General features: G+C 70.4%; 22 protein-coding genes and 1 pseudogene. 13 read left to right on the forward strand and 10 right to left on the reverse strand.

Translation table 11 applies throughout. From position 1 onward, the window contains the following. Positions 1-8: 8 nt before the first annotated feature. A pseudogene (locus A6A27_RS19500) lies at positions 9-146 on the forward strand (VOC family protein); the annotation flags it as partial. 24 nt (positions 147-170) lie between these two features. Here the strand turns inward: A6A27_RS19500 and A6A27_RS19505 are convergent. The 3 genes from A6A27_RS19505 to A6A27_RS46010 are packed head-to-tail and all read right to left on the reverse strand — an operon-like array spanning position 171 to position 1,474. Continuing rightward, complete coding sequence (locus A6A27_RS19505; RefSeq protein WP_073836063.1) at positions 171-758, reverse strand: carboxymuconolactone decarboxylase family protein; 588 nt, start codon at positions 756-758, stop codon at positions 171-173. 58 nt (positions 759-816) lie between these two features. Next, positions 817-1,143 (reverse strand): glutaredoxin domain-containing protein, encoded by a 327-nt coding sequence (locus A6A27_RS19510; RefSeq protein ID WP_083672705.1) that lies wholly within the window; start codon positions 1,141-1,143, stop codon positions 817-819. A 46-nt stretch (positions 1,144-1,189) separates the two neighbouring features. Then, complete coding sequence (locus A6A27_RS46010) at positions 1,190-1,474, reverse strand: heavy-metal-associated domain-containing protein (RefSeq protein WP_073836297.1); 285 nt, start codon at positions 1,472-1,474, stop codon at positions 1,190-1,192. A gap of 246 nt (positions 1,475-1,720) precedes the next feature. On the opposite strand from A6A27_RS46010, the gene A6A27_RS19520 reads away from it, so the two are divergent. The 4 genes from A6A27_RS19520 (at position 1,721) to A6A27_RS19535 (ending at position 6,289) form a co-directional block, all read left to right on the forward strand. Further along, positions 1,721-3,142, forward strand: a complete 1,422-nt coding sequence (locus A6A27_RS19520) for an MFS transporter (protein WP_073836064.1) — start codon at positions 1,721-1,723, stop codon at positions 3,140-3,142. A 242-nt stretch (positions 3,143-3,384) separates the two neighbouring features. Continuing rightward, positions 3,385-4,530 (forward strand): M14 family zinc carboxypeptidase, encoded by a 1,146-nt coding sequence (locus tag A6A27_RS19525; RefSeq protein WP_073836065.1) that lies wholly within the window; start codon positions 3,385-3,387, stop codon positions 4,528-4,530. A 14-nt stretch (positions 4,531-4,544) separates the two neighbouring features. Next, positions 4,545-4,919: a PadR family transcriptional regulator gene (locus A6A27_RS19530; protein WP_073836066.1), complete on the forward strand. Its 375-nt coding sequence runs from the start codon at positions 4,545-4,547 to the stop codon at positions 4,917-4,919. Then, positions 4,916-6,289: a permease prefix domain 1-containing protein gene (locus tag A6A27_RS19535; protein ID WP_073836067.1), complete on the forward strand. Its 1,374-nt coding sequence runs from the start codon at positions 4,916-4,918 to the stop codon at positions 6,287-6,289. The genes A6A27_RS19530 and A6A27_RS19535 overlap by 4 nt, the downstream gene beginning before the upstream one ends. Before the next feature lie 102 nt (positions 6,290-6,391). On the opposite strand, the gene A6A27_RS19540 is transcribed toward A6A27_RS19535, so the two are convergent. Further along, positions 6,392-8,218 (reverse strand): AMP-dependent synthetase/ligase, encoded by a 1,827-nt coding sequence (locus tag A6A27_RS19540; protein ID WP_073836068.1) that lies wholly within the window; start codon positions 8,216-8,218, stop codon positions 6,392-6,394. 353 nt (positions 8,219-8,571) lie between these two features. Here A6A27_RS19540 and A6A27_RS19545 point away from each other — a divergent pair, with 353 nt between their 5' ends. Continuing rightward, positions 8,572-9,660 (forward strand): FUSC family protein, encoded by a 1,089-nt coding sequence (locus tag A6A27_RS19545; RefSeq protein WP_158074014.1) that lies wholly within the window; start codon positions 8,572-8,574, stop codon positions 9,658-9,660. Between the two features lie 31 nt (positions 9,661-9,691). Here the strand turns inward: A6A27_RS19545 and A6A27_RS19550 are convergent, their stop codons facing one another. Beyond that, positions 9,692-10,429, reverse strand: a complete 738-nt coding sequence (locus A6A27_RS19550; RefSeq protein WP_073836069.1) for a GntR family transcriptional regulator — start codon at positions 10,427-10,429, stop codon at positions 9,692-9,694. A gap of 166 nt (positions 10,430-10,595) precedes the next feature. Here A6A27_RS19550 and iolC point away from each other — a divergent pair, with 166 nt between their 5' ends. The 4 genes from iolC to iolD are packed head-to-tail and all read left to right on the forward strand — an operon-like array spanning position 10,596 to position 15,335. Next, positions 10,596-11,573 carry a 5-dehydro-2-deoxygluconokinase gene (gene iolC, locus A6A27_RS19555; RefSeq protein WP_073836070.1) on the forward strand — a complete coding sequence of 326 codons (978 nt, stop codon included), beginning with the start codon at positions 10,596-10,598 and terminating at the stop codon, positions 11,571-11,573. Beyond that, positions 11,570-12,469, forward strand: a complete 900-nt coding sequence (locus tag A6A27_RS19560) for a Cgl0159 family (beta/alpha)8-fold protein (RefSeq protein WP_073836071.1) — start codon at positions 11,570-11,572, stop codon at positions 12,467-12,469. Before iolC ends, A6A27_RS19560 begins: the two co-directional genes overlap by 4 nt. Next, a complete protein-coding gene (iolB, locus tag A6A27_RS19565) occupies positions 12,466-13,392 on the forward strand; it encodes a 5-deoxy-glucuronate isomerase (RefSeq protein ID WP_073836072.1) in 927 nt (308 codons plus the stop codon). Before A6A27_RS19560 ends, iolB begins: the two co-directional genes overlap by 4 nt. Continuing rightward, a complete protein-coding gene (gene iolD, locus A6A27_RS19570; RefSeq protein WP_073836073.1) occupies positions 13,389-15,335 on the forward strand; it encodes a 3D-(3,5/4)-trihydroxycyclohexane-1,2-dione acylhydrolase (decyclizing) in 1,947 nt (648 codons plus the stop codon). The genes iolB and iolD overlap by 4 nt, the downstream gene beginning before the upstream one ends. A gap of 20 nt (positions 15,336-15,355) precedes the next feature. Here iolD and A6A27_RS19575 read toward each other — a convergent pair whose 3' ends face one another. From A6A27_RS19575 to A6A27_RS19595, 5 genes are all read right to left on the reverse strand, one after another. Then, positions 15,356-15,808 (reverse strand): hypothetical protein, encoded by a 453-nt coding sequence (locus A6A27_RS19575; RefSeq protein WP_073836074.1) that lies wholly within the window; start codon positions 15,806-15,808, stop codon positions 15,356-15,358. Positions 15,809-15,810: 2 nt separating this feature from the next. Continuing rightward, complete coding sequence (locus A6A27_RS19580) at positions 15,811-16,668, reverse strand: ABC transporter permease (protein WP_073836075.1); 858 nt, start codon at positions 16,666-16,668, stop codon at positions 15,811-15,813. Further along, positions 16,665-17,621, reverse strand: a complete 957-nt coding sequence (locus A6A27_RS19585; RefSeq protein ID WP_073836076.1) for an ABC transporter ATP-binding protein — start codon at positions 17,619-17,621, stop codon at positions 16,665-16,667. The genes A6A27_RS19580 and A6A27_RS19585 overlap by 4 nt, the downstream gene beginning before the upstream one ends. A gap of 62 nt (positions 17,622-17,683) precedes the next feature. Next, the gene (locus A6A27_RS19590) at positions 17,684-18,292 is read right to left on the reverse strand and encodes a DedA family protein (RefSeq protein ID WP_073836077.1); all 609 of its coding nucleotides are present in this window, start codon (positions 18,290-18,292) and stop codon (positions 17,684-17,686) included. Then, positions 18,289-18,888, reverse strand: a complete 600-nt coding sequence (locus A6A27_RS19595) for a phosphatase PAP2 family protein (protein WP_073836078.1) — start codon at positions 18,886-18,888, stop codon at positions 18,289-18,291. Before A6A27_RS19595 ends, A6A27_RS19590 begins: the two co-directional genes overlap by 4 nt. Before the next feature lie 115 nt (positions 18,889-19,003). On the opposite strand from A6A27_RS19595, the gene A6A27_RS19600 reads away from it, so the two are divergent. From A6A27_RS19600 to A6A27_RS44300, 3 genes are read left to right on the forward strand one after another with little or no spacing between them, the layout of a single operon-like run. Then, positions 19,004-19,681 carry a response regulator transcription factor gene (locus A6A27_RS19600; RefSeq protein WP_073836079.1) on the forward strand — a complete coding sequence of 226 codons (678 nt, stop codon included), beginning with the start codon at positions 19,004-19,006 and terminating at the stop codon, positions 19,679-19,681. 1 nt (position 19,682) lies between these two features. Further along, positions 19,683-20,477 carry a hypothetical protein gene (locus A6A27_RS44295; protein WP_158074015.1) on the forward strand — a complete coding sequence of 265 codons (795 nt, stop codon included), beginning with the start codon at positions 19,683-19,685 and terminating at the stop codon, positions 20,475-20,477. Then, the gene (locus A6A27_RS44300) at positions 20,396-21,133 is read left to right on the forward strand and encodes a sensor histidine kinase (RefSeq protein WP_158074016.1); all 738 of its coding nucleotides are present in this window, start codon (positions 20,396-20,398) and stop codon (positions 21,131-21,133) included. Before A6A27_RS44295 ends, A6A27_RS44300 begins: the two co-directional genes overlap by 82 nt. The last annotated feature ends 68 nt before the right edge of the window (positions 21,134-21,201 follow it).

The following is a 21,201-nucleotide window of genomic DNA, read 5'->3' on the forward strand; positions in this document are numbered from 1 at the left end:
ATCGGGACGCCGAGCTCGAACGCCTCCTGAAGCTTGGGGCGCGCCCGGCCGACATCGGCCGGACCGGCGAGGAGTCCTGGCACGTTCTTGCCGACTCCGAGGGCAATGAGTTCTGCCTGCTCAAGTCCCGCCTCAACCCGCTCTGACGGCTCCGTGTCCCCGGTGTGGGCCTAGACCTGGCGGCCGTAGGTGACGGTTTCCCGGACGAGCCGCGGCGCCTTCTCGGCAAGCTGCGGATCAGGCGATGCTCCGAGCGCGTCGTTGATAGTGGAGAACGCCAGCCGGAACGCGATCCAGGTCGTCGCCTCGAAGATCTCCTGGTCGTTGAGGCCCGCGTCGCGCAGACGCTCCACGTGGGCCTCGGTTGTGGCATTCGGGTCCTGGACGACCTGGCGGGACCAACCGGCGAGTGCGGCCTCCCGCTCGGACAGGTCACTGTCAACGCCTTGCAGCACTCTGGCGGCGGTCGCCTCGTCACTGAGTTCGGCCAGCCTGGATCCCCACGCCAGTGCACAGTAAGCGTCGCCGAGGGCCGCGGCGGTGGCAGCAACCATCACGGCTACCTCCCTCGGCGACAGGGTTGAGCCGGCCAGGAGTTCGGCACGCACGGCCTGGAAGGACGCCAGCACGTCAGGGCGCCAGCACCAGACACGAGTGAGGTTGTTGACGTAGCCGTCGGAGGTGACATCGGCCTCGTACGCGGCGGCCACCGCCGAACTCTTCGGTGGGTCAGTGAGGAATGCAGCCTGGCGGTTCATGGGGTTAGCGTGCTGCACCCAGCGACCAGCCGAGGACCGATCAACGACAGCTGGGAAGTCACCTTCTTGTCCCAATGTCGCCGCAGCTGTTCAGGTGGGCTCGTAGTTGGTCATCGGTGGGCTCGACCAGGAGGCTGCCGTCGGGCCATAGCAGGGTGGGAATGCGTCGTCGCCCCCGCTGCAGACGCCGGACGAGTTCAGTTGCGGCCTCGTCCTCGTCGAGGTCGACGTAGGTGTAGGCGATCCCGGCTCGGTCGAGCAGGGCGCGGCTGCGCCGGACGTCGGGGCACCAGCCAGTGCCGTACACGACGAGCGCATCGTGGTGGGAAAGATTCTTCGCAGTCAGGTCGGTCTCCTCGTCGCCGGGACGGATGGCAGGCCGCATCCCCAGGGTGCCAGACGGTGCCGCGGGGATGCGGTGTGCCTGCGGGTCAGTCCGCGAGCTGGTAGCCGGCCCGCTGCACGGCGGCGCGGACCTCGGCGGTGTCCAGCGGCTTTTTGCTGAGGACGGTGATGGTGCCCGCGGCCACGTCGGCCTGGACATGGGTCACACCCGTGATCTCGGAGACGTGTCCGGTCACCTTCTTGGCGCAGCCGCCGCAGGTCATGCCCGACACCTGATAGGTGCTCCGGGGCGCCGCACCTGTGTCGGCGGCCGCAGGGCCGCTGTCGATCGCGACGGCGCCGCAGCCGCAGTTCGATTCATTGCCGCACATGTGGATCTCCTCCGTGTCGCAGACGATGCCGTGGCGGTGCGCCAGGTGGCCGCCCAAGCGATCGGGCCAGCTGCCCGTCGACCGGTGTTCTGAACATACCCCTCCCTGGTATCCGTCTCAAGACCTCGGCAGACCCTCATGCTCTGCAGCAGGTGTAAGCCGATACCACTTGACGACCTATACGGGTGGGGGGTAGAAAAACTCCGCTACCGATACCCCCTAGGGGTAACTGAAGGAGTAATCACCATGTCATCTCCATCGAAGCGCTGGTGGGCCCTCGGACTCATCGCCCTCGCCCAGTTCATAGTCATCATGGACACCTCGATCATCGGCGTCGCGCTACCACGCATCCAGGCGGATCTCGGCTTCTCACCCGAGAACCTGTCCTGGGTCTTCAACGCCTACGTCGTCGCGTTCGGCGGCCTGCTCCTGCTCGGCGGCCGACTGTCTGATCTCCTCGGCGCCCGACGCATGTTCGCCGCCGGCTGGCTCATCCTGCTCATCGGCTCCGCCGTCGCCGGCCTGGCCGACAGCGTGGCGGTCGAGCTCAGCGCCCGTGCCGTACAAGGAGCCGGCGCGGCCCTCATCGCCCCGTCCGCGCTCACCCTGCTGATGACGCTGTTCGGCGCTGAACCCAAGGAACTTACCCGCGCTCTCGCCCTCTACGGCGCCGCGGCTCCCGCCGGCGGCACCGCCGGCGTCTTCCTCGGCGGCGTCATCACCGAATACGTCAGCTGGCCCTGGGTCTTCCACATCAACATCCCGATCGCGGCGCTCGCGCTGCTGGTCACCCCGGCGCTGATGCCCGCCGGCGGCACGCGTAAGGGGTCGCTGGACGTCTTCGGCGCCTTGACGGTGACCGTGGGCCTCGGCGGGGCCGTCTACGGAATCGTCCGGGCCCCCGAGATCGGCTGGGCCTCCGGGCAGACCTGGCTGGTCCTCGCCGGAGCCGTCGTCGCCCTGGGCGCGTTCGTCGCCATCCAGGCGGCGCGCCGCGAGCCGCTGGTGCGACTGTCGATTTTCCGCGCCCCGAACCTCGCTGCCGCCAACGTCGCCCAACTGCTGCTCGGCGCGGCGTGGATCCCGATGTGGTTCTTCCTCAACCTCTACCTGCAGCACGTCCTCGGCTACAGCGCCTTTCCCAGCGGCGCCGCGCTGCTGCCGATGACGATCCTCATCATGGTCGGTATGGTCGCGCTCGCCCCGCGGGCCATCGTCCGGTTCGGCGCGAAGCCCATGGTGGTCACGGGCCTCGCGGTTCTCGCCGTCGGGCTCGGCTGGCTCGCCCTGGTGCGCCCGGACGGCAGCTTCGCCGTGGACGTCCTGCCCGCTTCGCTGGTCGCGGCGCTGGGCATGTCCCTGGCGTTCATCCCGTCACTCGGTACGGCGATCTCCAGCGCCCAGCCTGAGGAGGGTGGCCTCGCCTCGGGCATCGTCAACACCAGCTACCAGGTCGGTTCCGCCCTTGGCCTGGCCGCCATGACCGCGGTCGCCTCCTCCGCCGGAGCGGACCGGCTCGGCGACCTGCCCGTCTTGACCGACGGCTACTCCGCCGCCTTCGTCGGCGCTGGGATCATCGCCGGGGCAGGCGCCGTCACCGCCGGTCTCACGCTGCGCGCGGCGAAGCGGCGGCAGGCCGACGCCGCCGAGCCGGTGCCCGCGGGCTGACCCGTACGGGAACCATGGCCGGCATGGAACGCCGGTGGGTCGGACAGATCCTGGCTGGCCCACCGGCGTCAACCACGCGACCCGGTCCCGGATGTCCGAGGTCGCCGCCGGCCCTTCGGCAACACCCTGCTACCCCGATGCCTTGGCAAAGACAAGACTTGTCCACGGTGGTGAGTCCGGGATACGAAGGCGTCAAACCACCAGCCATGTGACTCGCCTCCAACCGATCGCAAGGAGCATCGATGCGTAGAAGCCTCGCGGCGCTCGCCACGGCCGGTCTGCTCGCCACCGTCCTGACCGGCGCCCTGCCGGCCTCCGCCAGCCCGACACATCTGCCGGGCGGTCCATGCCTGCAGCCCAACCAGAATGTGAGCCTGTCCAGCGTCGCCGGTTACGACGATGTCCGTCAGGTGCTCGATCGGATCGAGCGGACCAGCCGGGGACTGGTCAGGGTCGACTCGGCGGGGACTTCCGGCGAGGGGCGGGAGTTGCTGTACGCGACGGTCGGCAGCGGGCCGATGACCTTCTGGCTGCAGGCGCGGATCCACGGCAATGAGCTGCACAGCACCGAGGCGGTGCTCCAGATCCTCGATCACCTCGCCAGTGGGTCCCCGGAGGCACGCCTGATCCGCGAGAAGCTCACCGTCGTGGTGATCCCGATGTACAACCCCGACGGCTCCGAGGCGAACATCCGGCAGAGCACGACCCCCAACCGCGTCGACCTCAACCGCGACTGGGAGAACTTCGCCCAGCCGGAGTCCGCCGCCTTCTGGCGGCTGTGGCGCCAGGTGGCCCCGGAGCTGGCGCTCGATCTGCACCACATGGGCCAGGCTCCCGTGGTCAACGGCACCGACCAGCTCAACCAGTTTCAGATCGGCGCCCGGTCCATCGATCCGTCACGGATGACGGTCGAGCAGTGGCTCACGAACCGCCAGATGGCCATGGTGAGCGTCGACGCACTCAGCCGCTACGGACTCGCCAACGTCGCGCACTACCCGCTGATCGACATCACCAACGCCGTGCTCAGCCGCATGCTCATGGGCGGGACGGCTCCCGCGGGCGAGCAGCCCGTGGCGCAGACAGCCACCCGGGGCGCCATCTTCTACGAGGTCCGCTCCGTCGGCCAGAAGAGCAACGGTCAGCTCGAAAACCTGTTCCGGATTCCGACCATGGCGGTGCTGAGGGCCGCCGCTGACGGATCCCTGACGTCGTACGACGCTCCCGGTACGCCAACCTGCCGTTCGCCAGCCAGGGGTCGTGCGGCCAGGTCTGACAACGCCGATGCCGCGGTGGGCCCAGGTCCGGCAGGGCCCACCGCAGGCGCGTCCGGGGTTCCTTGCGTCGACCTAATACCTAGAGCTACTATGCATCATAGCTCTAGGGTGTGAGCTCGGGAGGTCTCGTGAGGGTCACCAAGGATCTTGTCGCTGCCTCGGCGACACCGATGGTGCTGGGCATCCTCGCCGAGGGGGAGAGCTACGGCTACGCCATCCTCAAGCGGATCAACCAGCTGTCCGGTGGAGAGCTGGACTGGACCGAGGGCCTGCTCTACCCGCTGCTGCACCGGCTTGAGCGCCTCGGGCACGTGGAGTCGAGCTGGCAGTCGGTCGCCGGGGAGCGGCGGCGCAAGTATTACCGCATCACCAACAGCGGCCTGGCTGAGCTTGCCGAGCAACGCCGCCAGTGGGACACCGTCGTGGACGCGCTCAAGCAGATCTGGGTCGGGCCCGGCGATTTCAGGCCGTTGACAGCGATCCCGCTGGAGGGCCAGGCATGACGGTGCCAGACGGTCAAGACGAGCTGGAGGCGCAGTTCGCTCAGTGGCGTCAACACGTACAGCGCCGCGCCGAGCTGAAGCAGTCCGACGCCGAAGAGCTCGAAGACCATCTGCGCGGTTCCGTCGACGAGCTCATCGCCGTTGGCCTACGTGCCGACGAGGCGTTCCTCGTCGCGGTCAAGCGCATGGGTGGCCTGGACGAACTGTCCCGCGAGTTCGCCCGGGAGCATTCGGAACGGCTCTGGAAGCAACTGGTGCTGACCGGCGACACCGGCGGTCCGGCGGCCGACCCCCGGTCGCGGCGCGACCTGACCGCGATGGTCATCTGCGCGGCGGGCGCGGCAGCGTCCATCAAGGTGCCGGAACTGTTCGGGATGAGGTTCGAAGCGGACGCCGCGTTCTATGGGCCCAACTTCAGCGTGCTCGCGCTGCCCTGGCTGGCGGCTTTCCTGGCCTGGCGTCGTCACGCCGGGAAGGCGCTGATCGGGGTACTGCTGGCGTTGTTCGCAGTAGGTGCCGTGGCGGCCAACGCCTATCCGCTCGCGGAGGACTCCCAGTCGGTGGTCCTGACCAGCATCCATCTCCCCATCGCCCTCTGGATTGTGGTCGGTCTGGCCTATGTGACCGACGATCCGCGCTCGTCGCGCCGGCGTATGGACTTCATCCGCTTCACCGGCGAATGGTTCGTCTACTTCGTCCTCATCGCCCTCGGTGGCGGCGTGCTGATCGCATTCATGGTCGGGACCTTCAAGGCCATCGGGATCTCCCCGGAAGGCTTCATCTCGCAGTGGCTTCTTCCCTGCGGCGTCGTGGCTGCGGTGGTGGTGGCCGGGTGGCTCGTCGAGGCCAAGCAGAGTGTCGTCGAGAACATCGCCCCAGTGCTCACACGGCTGTTCACCCCGCTCTTCACCGCCGCGCTGCTGGCCTTCCTCGTTGCCCTCGGCTGGACCACCGCCGGCATCAACGTCGAGCGGGAAGCGCTGATCCTGTTCGACCTCCTGCTGGTCGTGGTGCTGGGGTTGCTGCTCTACTCGATCTCAGCCCGCGATCCGCTCGCTCCGCCCGGCCTGTTCGACAAGCTGCAGTTCGCCCTCGTCGTCAGCGCGCTGGTCATCGATGTGCTGGTGCTGCTGGCGATCACCGGGCGCATCACCGAGTACGGCACCACACCCAACAAGGCGGCGGCGCTGGGGGAGAACGTCATCCTGCTGGCCAATCTCGCCTGGTCGGCGTGGCTGCTGCTGGGTTTCGTCCGCCGGCGCACCCCGTTCGCGGCGCTCGAGCGCTGGCAGACCAGCTACCTACCGGTGTACGCCGCGTGGGCCTGGATCGTTGTCCTGGCCTTCCCCCCGTTGTTCGGCTACCTCTGACACCACTCACGGCTCTCGGCCACCACCGCCCCACCGAGTTCAGGCATCGCCCTCCGGGCACCGCTCACGGCGCCGGGTTACGGGTCAATCGAGGGTTCGCGGTCAGTGGCCGCGGTAGAGAGCGTCGATGTCGGCGGCGCGGTGCCGCTGCACCACCTCGCGTCTGATCTTCAAGGTGGGGGTGAGCTCACCGTTGGCCTCGGTGAAGTCGTCGGGCAGGATCCGGAAGGTCTTGATCGCCTCCGCGTGGGAGACCGACCGGTTCGCCTGGTCGATCGCGGTCTGAATCTCGCCGCGCAGGGCGGGGTCTTCGCGCAACTCCGCCACCGAGGCGCGTGGGTGACCGTGCGCGTCGCGCCACCGGGACCACGCCTGCGGGTCGATGGTGACCAGGGCGGCGACGTACGGCTTGCCGTTGCCGGTCAGCATGGACTGGCTGACCAGCGGGTGTGCGCGGACCCGGTCCTCGATCGGGTCGGGAGCGATGTTCTTTCCCTCAGCGGTCACCATGATCTCCTTTGTGCGTCCGGTGATCCGCAGATAGCCGTCGTCGTCGAGACTGCCGAGGTCGCCGGTGCGAAACCAGCCGTCGGCGGTGAACGTCTCGCTGGTCGCGGCCGGGTTGTTCCAGTACCCCTGGAACACGACGTCGCTGCGGACGAGGACCTCCCCGTCGTCGGCGATGGCCAGTTCCACGCCGGGCAGCGGCCGGCCGACGGTGCCGATCCGCATCCCCGAGGGCCGGTTCACCGCCAGCGCCGGGGACGTTTCGGTCAACCCGTACCCCTCCAGGGTGGTGAGGCCGGCGCCACGGAAGAAGTGCCCGAGTCGCTCACCGAGGGGAGCCCCGCCGACGACGGCGAGACGGCAGCGGCCGCCGAACGCGGCCCGCAGCTTCCGGTAGACCAGCAGGTCGAAAAGACCCCGCCGCAGCCGGAGGCCGATCCCGGGGCCGGACGGCGTGTCGAGCGCCCGGCTGTACCCGACCGACACCCGGTCCGCGACGTCGAACAGCCACCCGCGATGCTGGTCGGCGGCCTTCTGCCGCGCCCCGTTGTACGCCTTCTCGAACACCCTCGGCACCGCCAGGACGAACGTCGGTTGAGATCGGCGAAGCTGCTTCAGCACGTCGTGCGCGTTGGGGCTGGGCACCATCGTCGCCCGGGTCTGCACCATCGCCACCTGGACCAACCTGGCGAAAGCGTGCGCCAGCGGGAGGAAGAGGACTGTCGACGCCGCCTGGTTGAACAACTCCGGCAGCGCGGCGACCGCGTTGCCGACGTCGAGGTGGATGTTCCGGTGCGTGAGCACGCAGCCCTTGGGCCGGCCCGTGGTCCCGCTGGTGTAGACGATTGTGGCCGGGTCCGCGCCCGACACCGCGGCACGCCTGCGTTCGACCGCCTCGTCGGCAACGGCCCGGCCCTGCTCCGCCAGCTTGATCAGATCGTTGGAGTCGATCTGCCACACCTGGCGCAGCTCCGGCAGCCCGTCACGTACGCCGGCCAGCAGCGCGGCGTGGTCGGCCGTCTCCACCACGCACCCCACCGCGCCCGAGTCGGCGAGGATCCAGGCCAGCTGCTCCGCGCTCGACGTGTCGTACACCGGAACGGTCACCGCGCCGACCGTCCACACCGCGTAGTCGACCAGACTCCACTCGTACCGGGTACGGCTCATCAGGCCCACCCGGCTCCCGGGCGTCACGCCGGCCGCGATCAGCCCGCGAGCCACGGCCAGCACGTCGTCGCGGAACTGCCGGCAGGTCACCACCGACGGATCACCGGACGAGCGCGGCCACGACCAGGCGTCCGGGTCAGGGCGCCGGAACTGCACCGCGTCCGGCTCCTGCCGCGCGTTGTCCCACACCACGTCGGCCAGCCCGACCGACTCCCCGCCCGTGATCTTCGGCTCCACCCTGACGTCGCGCCGCATCACGCCCCTCAGCTCTCCACCGAATCGATGTCGCTGCCCGCGCCGACCATCTTCTGTGCCTGCCCTTCCCCGGGTGGCTACCGCGCGATTGCCCGAGGCGTCCGGCGGCAAACGGCCCACAACATGATCCGCACGGCCGCCGTCATCCGCCGGGACGGATTCGCCTCGGGCTGGGCCAGGCTCGCCAGCCGCACGCGCGCCGACCAGCCACCGGGTGAACGACACCCGATACCGGCCGGGATTATCTCCAGCACCAGTGGGAAGCCCATGACATGGCCGCTCCGGACGATCGTGGCCGGGGAAGATCGGGCCGCCCGGCCGAGCGTCTCGGCCGAGCCCTGTGGCTGCCGGCCGTGCGCCACTTTCTCGCCACCCGCCAGTTGGCGGCCATCGCGGTGCTCTCCGTCCAGGCCGGGCTCGCCACGGCCGCCGCGTGGCTCATCGCCACCCATTTCCTCGGCCGCGAGGCGCCGGTGTTCGCACCTGTGGCCGCTCTCGCCACGATCGCCTCTGCCAGCGGGCAACGCACCAGACAGACGGTGGAACTGCTCATCGGGGTGGGGCTGGGCATCACGGTGGCCGACGCCCTGCTCTATCTCGTCGGTAGCGGAGCGTGGCAGATCTCCGTCGTTGTCTCCAGTTCCATCGCGCTGAGCATGCTGGTCGCCGGCCGCAGCGGTGCCATGGTCAGTCAGGCCGGCGCGACCGCCACGCTGTTCGCCACACTCGCCGGGAATCAACGAAGTCTCGAGCTACCCCGCATCATCGACGCCGCTGTGGGTGCCTCGGTCGGCTTCCTCGCCGTGGCACTGCTCCTGCCCCTGGACCCGTTGCGGGCCGTCGACCGCGCCGCCAGACCGTTCTTCACCGACCTCGCCGCCGCTATCCACACCACCGCCCAGGCCCTGGCCACCGGCGACCGGAACCTTGCCATGCGGGCCCTGGACAGCCTCAACACGATTGACACCGACAGCACGCGTCTCAACGAAGCCCTGCGAGCCGCTGACGAGACCGTGACCATCGCCCCCTGGTGGCGCCGTCGGCGCCACCGCTACGAGCAGTACCGGGCGGCCTCGGATCAACTCAACGCCTTCGCCATCGACATCCGAGTGCTGGCCCGCAGGGTCGCCACCCTGCTCGAATATCACGAACCCGTTCCGCCCCCACTGCACCAGGCCGTGGACACCCTCGGCGACGCCCTGACCCACCTTCATCGCGAGTGTGCCACCGCCCGGGCATCAGGACAGACCCGCCAGGCTGTCCTCGAAGCCGCACGCCTGGCCGGACACGCCAGCAGACACCCAACCTACGCGTTCGGTGAGACTGTCGTCCTCCAGATCCGCAGCGCCGCCAGCGACCTGCTCCGTGCCACCGCCCTCACCCCTGAAGAGGCCAACCACCTCGTCCGTGACGCCGCCACCGAGCCCGACAACAAGCGGTAGGCGGACAGCGCGGGCCAGCTGAAGCCCCGGGTCAGCGCTGGTCGATCATGACGTCGATGCTGTAATCCTGCGCTCGGTAGCAGTGGTCGCCGTACTCCACCGGTGCGCCGACCGCGTCGAACGCGCTGCGCGTCATGGTGAGCACGGGCTCCGCGGGCCGTAGCTGGAGGTGGCGGCGCTCCGCCGCGTCCGGCATGCGCGCGCCTATCGACTGGTGTGCGACGACGGGTCGCACGCCGCGCTCCCGTAGCACGGCGTACAGGCCGGTTGCCTCAAGATCGTCCTTGTCGATGTCGGTGTACGACGGTGGCAGCCAGTTTCGGAGGATGGCCAGTGGCCGACCGGCGGCCAGCCGCAGGCGGACGATAGCGAGGAGTTCGGTATCGGCGGGCAGGTCGAGCATGCCGGCTATCTGCTCGTCCCGCTTCAGCTCGTGGTGCAGGAGGATGGTCTCGGGCTGGACGCCGTCGCGCTTGAGGTCGTCGTAGAGGCTGGTGAGTTCGGCGCGTCGGTGCACCTTGCGGGTCGCGACCGTGGTGCCCAGCCCCCGCCGTCGTACGAGGAAGCCGCGGTTGACCAGCTCCAGGATGGCGCGCCGCACGGTCGGGCGGGACAGGCTGAGCCGCGTCGCGAGCGCGATCTCGTTCTCGAACGGATCACCGGGTCGCAGCTGGCCCGTGGCAATGGCGTTGCCGAGCTGCTCCGCGAGCTGGTGGTAGAGCGGCACGGGAGAGGAGCGGTCAATCGTCACGCCAACTTGAATTGCCACGGCCGCACTCTACACCTGCCCTGATAGCAAGACAGCACGTAACTATGTCAGAACAAACTCTTGACAGAACTTTTACCCCCAGGCAGGCTCTCGGGCAACGCTGGCGGCCCGGCCACGGGCCGCGCAGCGGGCCGGGGCATACCTCCATGCACGGGATGGGATACGGATGCGCAGCGGGCGTGGCGTGACGGCGTACGACCTGGTGGCGATGGGCCGGACCGGGGTCGACATCTATCCACTCGACCACGGCGTGGGGCTTGAGGACGTCAAGCGGTTCGAGAAGTTCCTCGGCGGCAGCGCGACCAACGTGGCGGTGGCCGCGGCCCGGCACGGGCGCCGGACCGCCCTCGTCACCCGTACCGGCCGCGACCCCTTCGGCCAGTACATCCACCGCGCGCTACGCGGGTTCAACGTGGATGACACCTTTGTCACCGAGGTCGACGGCCCGCCGACGCCGGTCACCTTCTGCGAGATCTTTCCCCCGGATGACTTCCCGCTGTACTTCTACCGCTATCCGGTTGCCCCCGACCTGCTGGTCGAACCGGACGAGATCCCGCTCGAGGCGATCCGCGACGCGGCCGTCTACTGGAGCACGGTCACCGGCCTGTCGCAGGACCCGTCCCGCTCGGCGCACTTCGCCGCCTGGCGGGCTCGCGGCCGGCGGGCGCACACCATCCTCGACCTCGACTACCGGCCGATGTTCTGGTCGAGCCCCGAGGAGGCCACCGCCCAGGTGGGCGAAGCCTTGCGGCACGTCACGGTCGCGGTGGGCAACCGCGAGGAGTGCGAGATCGCGGTCGGTGAGACCGACCCGCATCGCGCCGCCGACGCCTTGCTGAGCATGGGGGTCGAGCTGGCCATCGTCAAGCAGGGCCCCAAGGGCGTCCTCGCCGCGACCGCCACCGAGCGCGTCGAGGTGCCGCCCGTTCCCGTGGCGGTCGTCAACGGCCTCGGCGCCGGCGACGCCTTCGGCGGCGCCCTCGTCCACGGGCTGCTCAGCGGCTGGGACCTGCACCGCGTCCTGCGGTTCGCGAACGCGGCGGGGGCCATCGTCGCATCCCGACTCGAATGCTCCAGCGCCATGCCGACAACCGCCGAGGTCGAGGTGCTCCTCGGCGACCGGGAAGAGGAGGTGGCACGATGATCACGACCTCGATACGACCGCGTATCCGTGAGCTGACCGAGGTCCGGGTGCGTGAGCCGGAGCGGATCGCCGCCGGGTGGGCCGCCCGCAAGCGCCGCGACCTGGTGGGTCCCGACGGCCAACTGCTCATCGTGGCCGCGGACCACCCCGCCCGCGGCGCCCTCGGCGTACGGGACAACCGCCAGGCCATGGCGTCCCGCAGCGAGTTGCTGGAACGCCTTGCCACCGCGCTGTCCCGCCCTGGTGTCGACGGGGTGCTCGGCACCCCCGACATCCTTGACGATCTGCTGCTGCTCGGCGCGCTCGATGACAAGATCGCCATCGGCTCGATGAATCGGGGCGGCCTGCAGGGCTCGGTCTTCGAGTTCGACGACCGCTTCACCGCCTACAACGTCGCGGAGATCGCCGCCCGAGGACTCGACGGGGGCAAGATGCTCACCCGGATCTGCCTCGATGATCCGGCGACACCGGCAACCCTGGAGGCGAGCGGCCGGGCGGTCACGGAGCTGGCCGGGCGTGGCCTGATGGCGATGGTGGAGCCCTTCCTGTCCGTCCGCGTCGATGGCCGGGTCCGCAACCTGCTGGACCCCGAATCGGTCATCGCCTCGATCCACATCGGCTCGGCGCTCGGGGCGAGCAGCCAGCACACCTGGCTGAAGCTGCCGGTCATCGACGACCTGGCCCGGGTCATGGACGCCACGACCCTGCCGGCCCTCCTGCTCGGCGGCGATCCGAGCGGCCGCCCCGACGAGACGTACGCCGCGTGGGGCGGGGCGCTCGACCTGCCCGCGGTACGCGGACTGGTCGTCGGGCGCGCGCTGCTCTTCCCACCGGACGGCGACGTGGCGGCGGCCGTCGACATCGCTGCGGGCCTCGTCCACCGGCAGCCCTCGTGAGCACGAGCAGCCGCTGGGTCCACCGCTACGGCACGACCGGAGATGGCGACTTCCAGGTGGCGATCACGGACGCCCTGGACGGGTGGGAGCACACCAGCCTCCGAGTGGCCACGCTGCCGTCGGCCGGTCAGGTCGACCTCGCCACCGGCAACAGCGAGATCATCGTCGTTCCGCTGCGCGGGGGCCCGGACGTAATGGTCGTTGACCACACCGGCGCACGGCACGAGGTCGGGCTCACCGGCCGGGAGAGTGTCTTCGCCGGCCCGACCGATGTGTGTTACGTACCCCGGGAGGCGCGTCTCACGGTGCGCAACCCGGGCCGAGGGGCGGCCGTGGTCGCGCTGGCGGGGGCGAGGGCGACGAAGCTCGCCGCACCGCTGCCGGTGCGTCACCTGGCCGCCGCCGACGTGCCCGTTGAACTCCGCGGCGCCGGCATGGCCTCGCGCGAGGTGCGCAACTTCGGCATCCCACAGGTGCTGGAGGCCGACTCGATCATCGCGTGCGAGGTCGTCACACCGGCCGGCAACTGGAGCTCCTACCCGCCGCACAAGCACGACGAGGAGCGCGACGGCGTGGAGACCGAACTCGAAGAGATCTACTACTTCGAGGTCCGGACCGAGGCCGGCGGCACGCCGGTCGACGGCGCCGACCCGGTCGCCTACCAACGGGTCTACGGCATGCCGCAGCGTCCGATCGACGTCCTCGCCGAGGTCCGCTCCGGTGACGTGGTCCTCGTACCGCACGGCTGGCACGGCCCGGCGATGGCCCCGCCCGGCTACGACCTCTACTACCTCAACGTGATGGCCGGCCCCGGCGCCACCCGGGCCTGGCTGATCTGTGACGACCCGGCCCACGGGTGGGTGCGCCAGTCATGGGCTGGACAGGCAGTGGATCCGAGACTGCCGATGGGAGGGCCTCGATGACCGCGATCGCCACGACGATTCGCCTGACCGTCGGCCAGGCCGTCGTACGTTTCCTCGCCAACCAGTGGAGCGAGCGCGACGGCGTGCGCCAGAAGCTGTTCGCCGGCTGCCTCGGCATCTTCGGCCACGGCAACGTCGCGGGTCTCGGTCAGGCCCTGCTGCAGAACGAACTCGCCGGCGCTGCCGAACACCTGCCGTACGTGCTGGCCCGCAACGAGCAGGCGATGGTGCACCTGGCGGCCGCCTACGCCCGCCAGAAGGACCGCCTCCAGACCTGGGCCTGCACCGCGTCGATCGGCCCCGGCTCCACCAACATGCTCACCGGCACCGCACTGGCCACCGTCAACCGCCTGCCGGTGCTGCTGCTCCCGTCGGACACCTTCGCCACCCGGGTGTCCGAGCCGGTACTCCAGGAACTGGAGGTGCCCTACGGCGGCGACCTCACCGTCAACGACGCCTTCCGGCCGCTGTCCCGCTTCTTCGACCGGATCAACCGGCCGGAGCAGTTGCCCTCGGCCCTGCTGGGTGCCATGCGGGTGCTGACCGATCCGGTGGAAACCGGGGCGGTGACGATCGCGCTGCCGCAGGACGTGCAGGCCGAGGCGTACGACTGGCCGCTGGAACTGTTCGCCGAGCGGGTCTGGCGGGTGGCCCGGCCCCCGGCGGAGGCGGCCGACATCGCCGACGCCGCCGCGATCATCCGGTCGGCCCGCCAGCCGTTCATCGTCGCCGGCGGCGGGGTGCACTACTCCGGTGCCGAGGCGGCGCTGCGCGCGTTCTGCGAGACGACCGGCATTCCGGTCGGCGAAAGCCAGGCCGGCAAGGGCTCACTGCCACACGGTCACCCACAGGCGATGGGCGCCGTCGGATCGACCGGCACCACCGCCGCCAACGCGCTCGCCCGCGACGCGGACGTCGTCATCGGGATCGGCACCCGCTACAGCGACTTCACCACCGCCTCGCGCACGGCCTTCCAGGACCCGGCCGTCCGCTTCGTCAACATCAACGTCGCCCGCTTCGACACCGGAAAGCACGCCGGCCTGTCGATCGTGGCCGACGCCCGGGAGGCGCTGACCGCGCTCGGCGCGGCCCTCGACGGGTACGCGGTGGCCCCCGAGCACCGGCAGCGGCAGGCCCGCCTGTGGCGGGACTGGGACGCACGGGTGGAGGCCACCTACCACCCCGGTCGGGAGGTCGTGGACACGCTCCCCGCCGGCGTGCTCACCCAGGGCATGGTGCTGGGCCGGGTCAACGAGCTGTCCGACCCCCGGGACGTGGTGGTGTGCGCCGCCGGCTCCATGCCCGGCGACCTGCACAAGCTCTGGCGGGTCCGGGACCGCAAGGCGTACCACGTCGAGTACGGCTACTCGTGCATGGGCTACGAGATCCCCGGCGGCATCGGGGTACGGCTGGCCGACCCCGACCGGGACGTCTTCATCCTGGTGGGCGACGGCTCGTACCTGATGATGCCGACCGAGCTGGTCACCGCGGTCCAGGAACGTGTCAAGGTCATCGTCGTCCTGGTCCAGAACCACGGCTTCCACTCCATCGGTTCGCTGTCGGAATCGCTCGGCTCGCAGCGGTTCGGCACCCGGTACCGATACCGCGACGACGCCACCGGCCGCCTCGACGGCGCAAAGCTCCCGGTCGACCTCGCCGCCAACGCCCGCAGCCTCGGCGCCACCGTCATCGAGGTGCGCAGCCCGGAGGAGCTCGACCGGGCGATCAAGGACGCCAGGGCCATCCCCGCCGACGGCGGACCCGTCGTCATCCACGTCGAGACCGACCCCACGGTCCACGCCCCCGACAGCGATTCCTGGTGGGACGTACCGGTCAGCGAGGTCAGCGAACTCGACAGCACCCGGCAGGCGTACCAGAGCTACGCCGTGCACAAGGCGAGCCAGCGCCCCCACCTGGCGCCGACGGAGAGCCCAGCCAGATGACCAAGCTGGCGAGGGGAGGATCAGTTGTCGGGGTCGAAGGCGCCGTCGAACTCGAAGACGGGGTTCGGCACGTCGTGGCCGTGGCTGTCGGTCAGGGTGGCCTGACCGATGAGCTTCGACGGCCCGCCGGCGACGTAGGTGGCGTCGGCTTTGACCTGTACCTCGAACTTGCCGTCCTGTGGTTGTCCGTGGTCGTCGATGAAGTGGATCATGCAGATCCAGTCGGGGCCGGGCCCGACATCGGGGACCTTGGGGCCGCCGCGGTCGCAGGCCGGGGCAGCGCCGATGCGGGTGACGGTGACGCCGTGTTCGCCGAGCAGGTCGGCCCGCTGGACGTACAGATTGGCGAAAGCGGGCCCGATGGCCCGTTCGAGGCGCGATTTGGTGACATCGGGCTGACCGCATCCGGCCAGTGCCCCCACGGCGGCGACGGCGAGGCCGCTGGCCAGCGCGATGGTGCGGGTACGGGTCATGATCAGCCTCCGGTGATGTCGCGGCGACGCAGGTAGCGGTGGGCGGGGGCGAGGCAGACGGCCAGCCAGCCCGCGCTGACGACCGCGCCGGTGACGATCGGCGCGTGGAACGGGTGCGCGGTGAGCAGCCCGTGCCAGGCTTCGAACGGGGTGGTGAGCAGCAGTCGTCGGCCTTGGTCGAGCCCGCCGAGGCTGCTGACCAGCTGCATGATCATTCCGGCGACGACCGGGGCGGCGACGCCGATGGTGGGGTTGCGGGTGGTGACCGAGAGCAGGATCGCCAGGGCGGTGAAGCCGAGCATCGGCGCGACGGCGGTGGCCCAGCTTGCGATGACCAGCGGCAAGGCGTGGCCAGCGGGGATGAGTTGGCCACTGAGGCCGGGTAAGGGTTGGGTGCCGACGACGAGCAGGCTGGTGGTGATGGTGCTGGCGGCGAGCAGCGCCAGGACGAGGAGGTTGAAGCCGACGGCGGTGAGGGTCTTGGCCCAGAAGACCTGGGTACGGCTGACCGAGCGGGTGAGGACGGTCTTCCAGGTGCCGTGCTGGTCCTCGTTGGCGAAGATGTCCCCGGCGACCAGGGCGGCGAGCAGGGGCAGCACCCACTGGTGGGCGAAGGCGAGCACGAACAGCGGCACGGCGTAGCCGCTGGTGTGGATGTGCCGGCCGTAGATGGTGTCCTTCGGCGGCAGTTGGGTGTTGAAGATCAGGACGACCGCGACGGGGACGACGATCGCGCCGATGAGCAGGGCGCGGCTACGCACCTGGGCGGCGAGCTTTGCCACCTCCCACCGCAGCACGGTGGCGGTGCCGGGCCTGCGGCGTGCGGCCGGGGCGACGGCGGGTACGGCGGTGGTGGTCATCGGCGGGCTCCGGCGGGGGTGTCGACGCCGGCGGACGGTCCGGCGGCTGCGGATTCGGTGAGCATGAAGAACAGCGCCTCCAGCGGCGTCTCGCCTCGGGTCAGACCGCGCAGCGCGATGCCGGCGTCGACAACGTCGGCGACCAGGGCGTCGATCTCCTTTTGCGGTCCCCGGACCGCCAGCCCGTCGTCGACGGAGGTGACCGCCAGCCCGCGGGCGCGGGACAGCTCGGCGGCCCGACCGTCGTCCGTGGTGGTGATCCGGTGGGCCTGCTCGGGCGCCAGTTCCCGCAGGGCGGCGATCGTGCCGTGGTGCACCACCGACCCGGACTTCATGATGGTCACGTTGTCGCAGATCTGCTCGACCTCACCCATGTCGTGGCTGGAGAGCAGCACGGTGAGGCCGGTGTCGGCGAGCCGCCGGACCAGCGCCCGCATGTCGCGGATGCCGGCCGGATCGAGGCCGTTGGCGGGCTCGTCCAGGACGAGCAGTCTCGGGTCGCGCAGCAGGGCGGAGGCGACGCCGAGGCGCTGCCGCATGCCGAAGGAGTAGCCGCGGACCTTGTCCTGCTGCCGGTCGGTCAGCCCGACGACGTCCAGCACCTCGTCGATGCGGGCGGTGGCGTCGCCCCCGTCGAGTCCAGCGAGCAGGCGCAGGTTCTTGCGGCCGCTCAGGGCGGGATAGAACCTCGGGCTCTCGATGAACCCGGCGACTCCGGACAGTGAGGTGACGCCGTGCCGCTGCCAGGAGCGGCCGAACACCTCCAGGGTGCCGCTGTCGGGACGGACCAGCCCGAACAACATCCGCAGGAAGGTCGTCTTACCGGCCCCGTTGGGGCCGAGGACGCCGTACACCTCGCCTTGGGCGACCTGCACCGTAATGTCATTGACGGCGGTCAGTGGCCCGTAGGCCTTGGTGAGATGGACGGCGTTGACCGCCAGCACATCGCTCATGACCCGGACGCTAAAGATCACACATGAAGCCAGCATGAAACCGGCCGGCGGGTCGGCGGCGGTTATCCGGGGCGGGCCGGCCGGCGGACAAGACGCCATCCGGCGTAGGCGAGCGCGGCGAGGGCCCCGACGGCGAGCAGATACCACTGGAAGCGATGCAGATCCGCCACGATGGCGCGGATGTGGTCCCCGGCGAGGTAGCCGGCGGTGGCCCACAGGCCGACCCAGGCGGCGGCGCCGAGGGCGTTGTAGACGACAAAACGTCGCCATGGCATGCCGGTGGCACCGGCGATGATGCCGTTGAACTGCCGCAGGCCCTCGACGAAGCGGGCGACTGCGACCAGTTTCGGCCCGTGCCGGCTCATCATCGCCTCCAGCCGGGCAAACCGCTCCGGCGTCAGGCGCACGTAGCGGCCGTACCGCAGGATGATCCGCCGACCGCCGGCGCGACCGATCAGGTAGCCGATGCTGTCCCCGATCACCGCGGCCAGAAACGCGGTCACCGCGACGCCGATGATGGCCAGTTGGCCGTGCGCCGCGAAGCCGGCGCCGAGGATGATGGCCGTCTCACCTGGCGCGGGAACGCCGAAGCTTTCCACCCCGACGAGCACCGCGAGGCCCAGGTAGCCGTGGCGCGCTACCAGGCTGGTGAGGAAACCAACGGCGGTCACCGCGGCCCGGTGGCGGCCGTCACCGGGTCACCGGGGCGCAGCAGTGGGCGCAGCCGGGTCCCGTCCAGCCAGTCCACGACGGCGCCGATCGGCCGGCGGGCGATCAGGTAGCCGAGCAAGGTCACGCTTGCGCCGACCGCGAAGCCGGCCAGCACGTCCAGCGGGTAGTGCGCCCCGATGTAGATCCGGGCGAACCCCATCACCGAGGCGGCGGCCACGGCCAGCAGTCCGATCCGCCAGCTGACCAGCAGCAGGCCGGCCGCGACAGCGCCGGCCATGGTGGCGTGGTCCGACGGGAACGACGGGTCCGCGCTCCGATCGGCCAGCACCAGGATGCCAGGCAGCGTCGTGTAGGGGCGGGGCTCGTGCACGGCGGACACGATCAGCTGGTTCCCCGCCACCGCGAGCAGCATGCCCACCGGGGCCCACACCGCCGCCGGCAGTCCCGCGCCGTGCCGGCGGGCGGTCCACCAACCGACCAGCAGCAGGACGGCGAACAGCATCACACCGTACTTCGCGTAGCCGGCCAGCGGCGCGTGCAACCATGGCGTCGCCCGGGCCAGTTCGTTGATCTCCAAGAAGAGCCCGGTGTTCATGCTGTCCCTCCGCGATCCGATGAAGATGGCGACGGTAGGCAGCCGGACATGAAGGGCAGATGAAGATCACCGACGCTGTGTTGCACTGGCCAATCAAGGACGGAAGGGGGCGGGGGTGCGGATCCTGGTCGTAGAGGACGAGCGGCGGCTGGCCGGCCTGCTCGCCCAGGGACTGCGCGAAGCCGGACACCCGGTCGACATCCGGCACACCGGCTCCGAAGGGCTGCTCGCCGCGGCCACCGGCATGTACGACGCCGTGGTGCTCGACATCATGCTGCCCGGCCTCGACGGCACACAGGTCTGCCGGACCCTGCGCCAGCAGGGGAACCACGTGCCGGTGCTGATGCTCACCGTCCGCAACGCCGTCCCCGATCGGGTCGCCGGCCTCGACGCGGGCGCCGACGACTACCTGACCAAACCGTTCTCCTTCGACGAACTCCTCGCCCGGCTACGCGCCCTGCACCGCCGCTCGGCCGGCCCTCCGTCGGCCGAGGTCCGCGCGGGGGACCTGCTGCTGGACCCCACCCGCCGGCGGGTGTTCCGGGGCGAGACGGAGATCGACCTGTCCGCGCGGGAGTTCGACATCCTCGCCCTGCTGCTCACCCGGGCGGGGGAGTGCCTGACCCGCTACCAGATCCTCGACGAGGTCTGGGACGGCGAGACTGACATCCGCTCCAACGTCATCGACGTGCACGTCGCCACCCTCCGCGCCAAGGTCGACAAACCGTTCGGCCGGCAGGCCATCGAAACCCTCCGCGGCGTAGGCTACCGACTCCGCCCCGACGGCGGCTGACATGTCGCGACGTCGCCGATGGGGTGCGCGCTGGGGGCGACTACCGCTTCGCGTCCGACTGGTCGCCGGGTTCGCCGCCGCCATGCTGGTGGTACTCACCGGCGCCGGCGCGTTCGTCTACCTGCGCGTCCGCTACGCCCTCGACCTGCGCCTCGACGAGGATCTGACGACCCAGTCGACACAACTGACCAGCGCCGCCCGCTCCGGCACGCCGCTGGCTGCCGCGGCCCGGACCGGTCAAGGGGAGTACTGGCAACTCCTCGACTCCACCAATCACGTCCTCGCCGCCAGTCCCGGCCTGCCTGCCGGGTCCCTGCTCACCCCCGACCAGTTGAACCGGGCCCTGCGCCAGCCGGTCCGAGCCGATCGAGGCACCCTGTTACCGATCAGCCCCCGCCCGCTGCGCCTGTACGCGGTCCCCGTCCAGCCCGGCACCGCGCCGGCGGCGGGCCAGCCCGCGGTCACCGTGGCCGCAGTCCGCCGCGACCAACGCGACGAAGCCCTGCGGGAACTCATCGGCCAGCTCGCCCTGGCCAACCTCGCCGCTCTCGCCATCGCCTCCCTGGTCGGCTACCGCCTCGCCCGCGCCGCCCTCGCCCCCGTCGAGTGCTACCGCAGCGAGGCCGCCCGCATCGCCGCCGGCGCCACTGGGTACGCCTCGCCGTCCCCGCCACCGACGACGAGGTCGCCCGGCTCGGCCGCACCCTCAACGGCATGCTCACCGCCCAGGACGCCGCGTTGGATCGGGAGCGGCAGTTCATCAACGACGCCAGCCATGAACTGCGCACCCCGCTGACCCTGCTCGCCACCGAACTCGAACTCGCTCTGCGTCGACCCCGCACCACCGCCGAACTGGAACAGACCGTACGTAACGCCGCCGCCGACACCGCCGACCTCATCGCTCTCGCCGACGGCCTGCTCGCCGTCGGCGCCCAACCCGTCCAGGATCACACCGCCCGCACCGTCGACCTCACCGCCCTCCTCACGGACCTCGTCAACCGCTACCGGACCAGGACCGGCACCGACCCCCACAGGCTGCGCTGCCAGACCGAGCCCGGCTTGACCGTCCCCGGCGACGCCTCCCGCCTCGGTCGGGTCGTCACCAACCTGATCGACAACGCCGGCCGCTACGCCGGCCCCCCGACCACCGTCGCCGCCGGTCAGGTCGACGCGCTGGTCCGCATCACCGTGCACGACACCGGGCCCGGCATCGACCCGGCGTTCCTGCCGCACGCCGCCGAACGCTTCCGCCGCGCCGATACCGCCCGCACCTCACCCGGCGCCGGTCTCGGCCTGTCCATCGCCGAGGCCATCGTCCGGGCCCACCATGGCGAGCTGCGGGTCTGCTCCGCCGGCGTCCACCACCGCGTCGACACCCGGTTCGACGTCCCCTGTGACCACCCGGCTGAGGGAACCACCGTGACCGTCCTGCTACCCGCATCTCCCCAGTGACCGCACTCCCGCACGGGGGCTCCGACCAGCAGCCTGGGGAAGCCATCGCCAGCGCCTCAAGGCCCAAG

The sequence above is a fragment of the Micromonospora sp. CB01531 genome (assembly GCF_001905095.1).
GTDB lineage: Bacteria > Actinomycetota > Actinomycetes > Mycobacteriales > Micromonosporaceae > Micromonospora.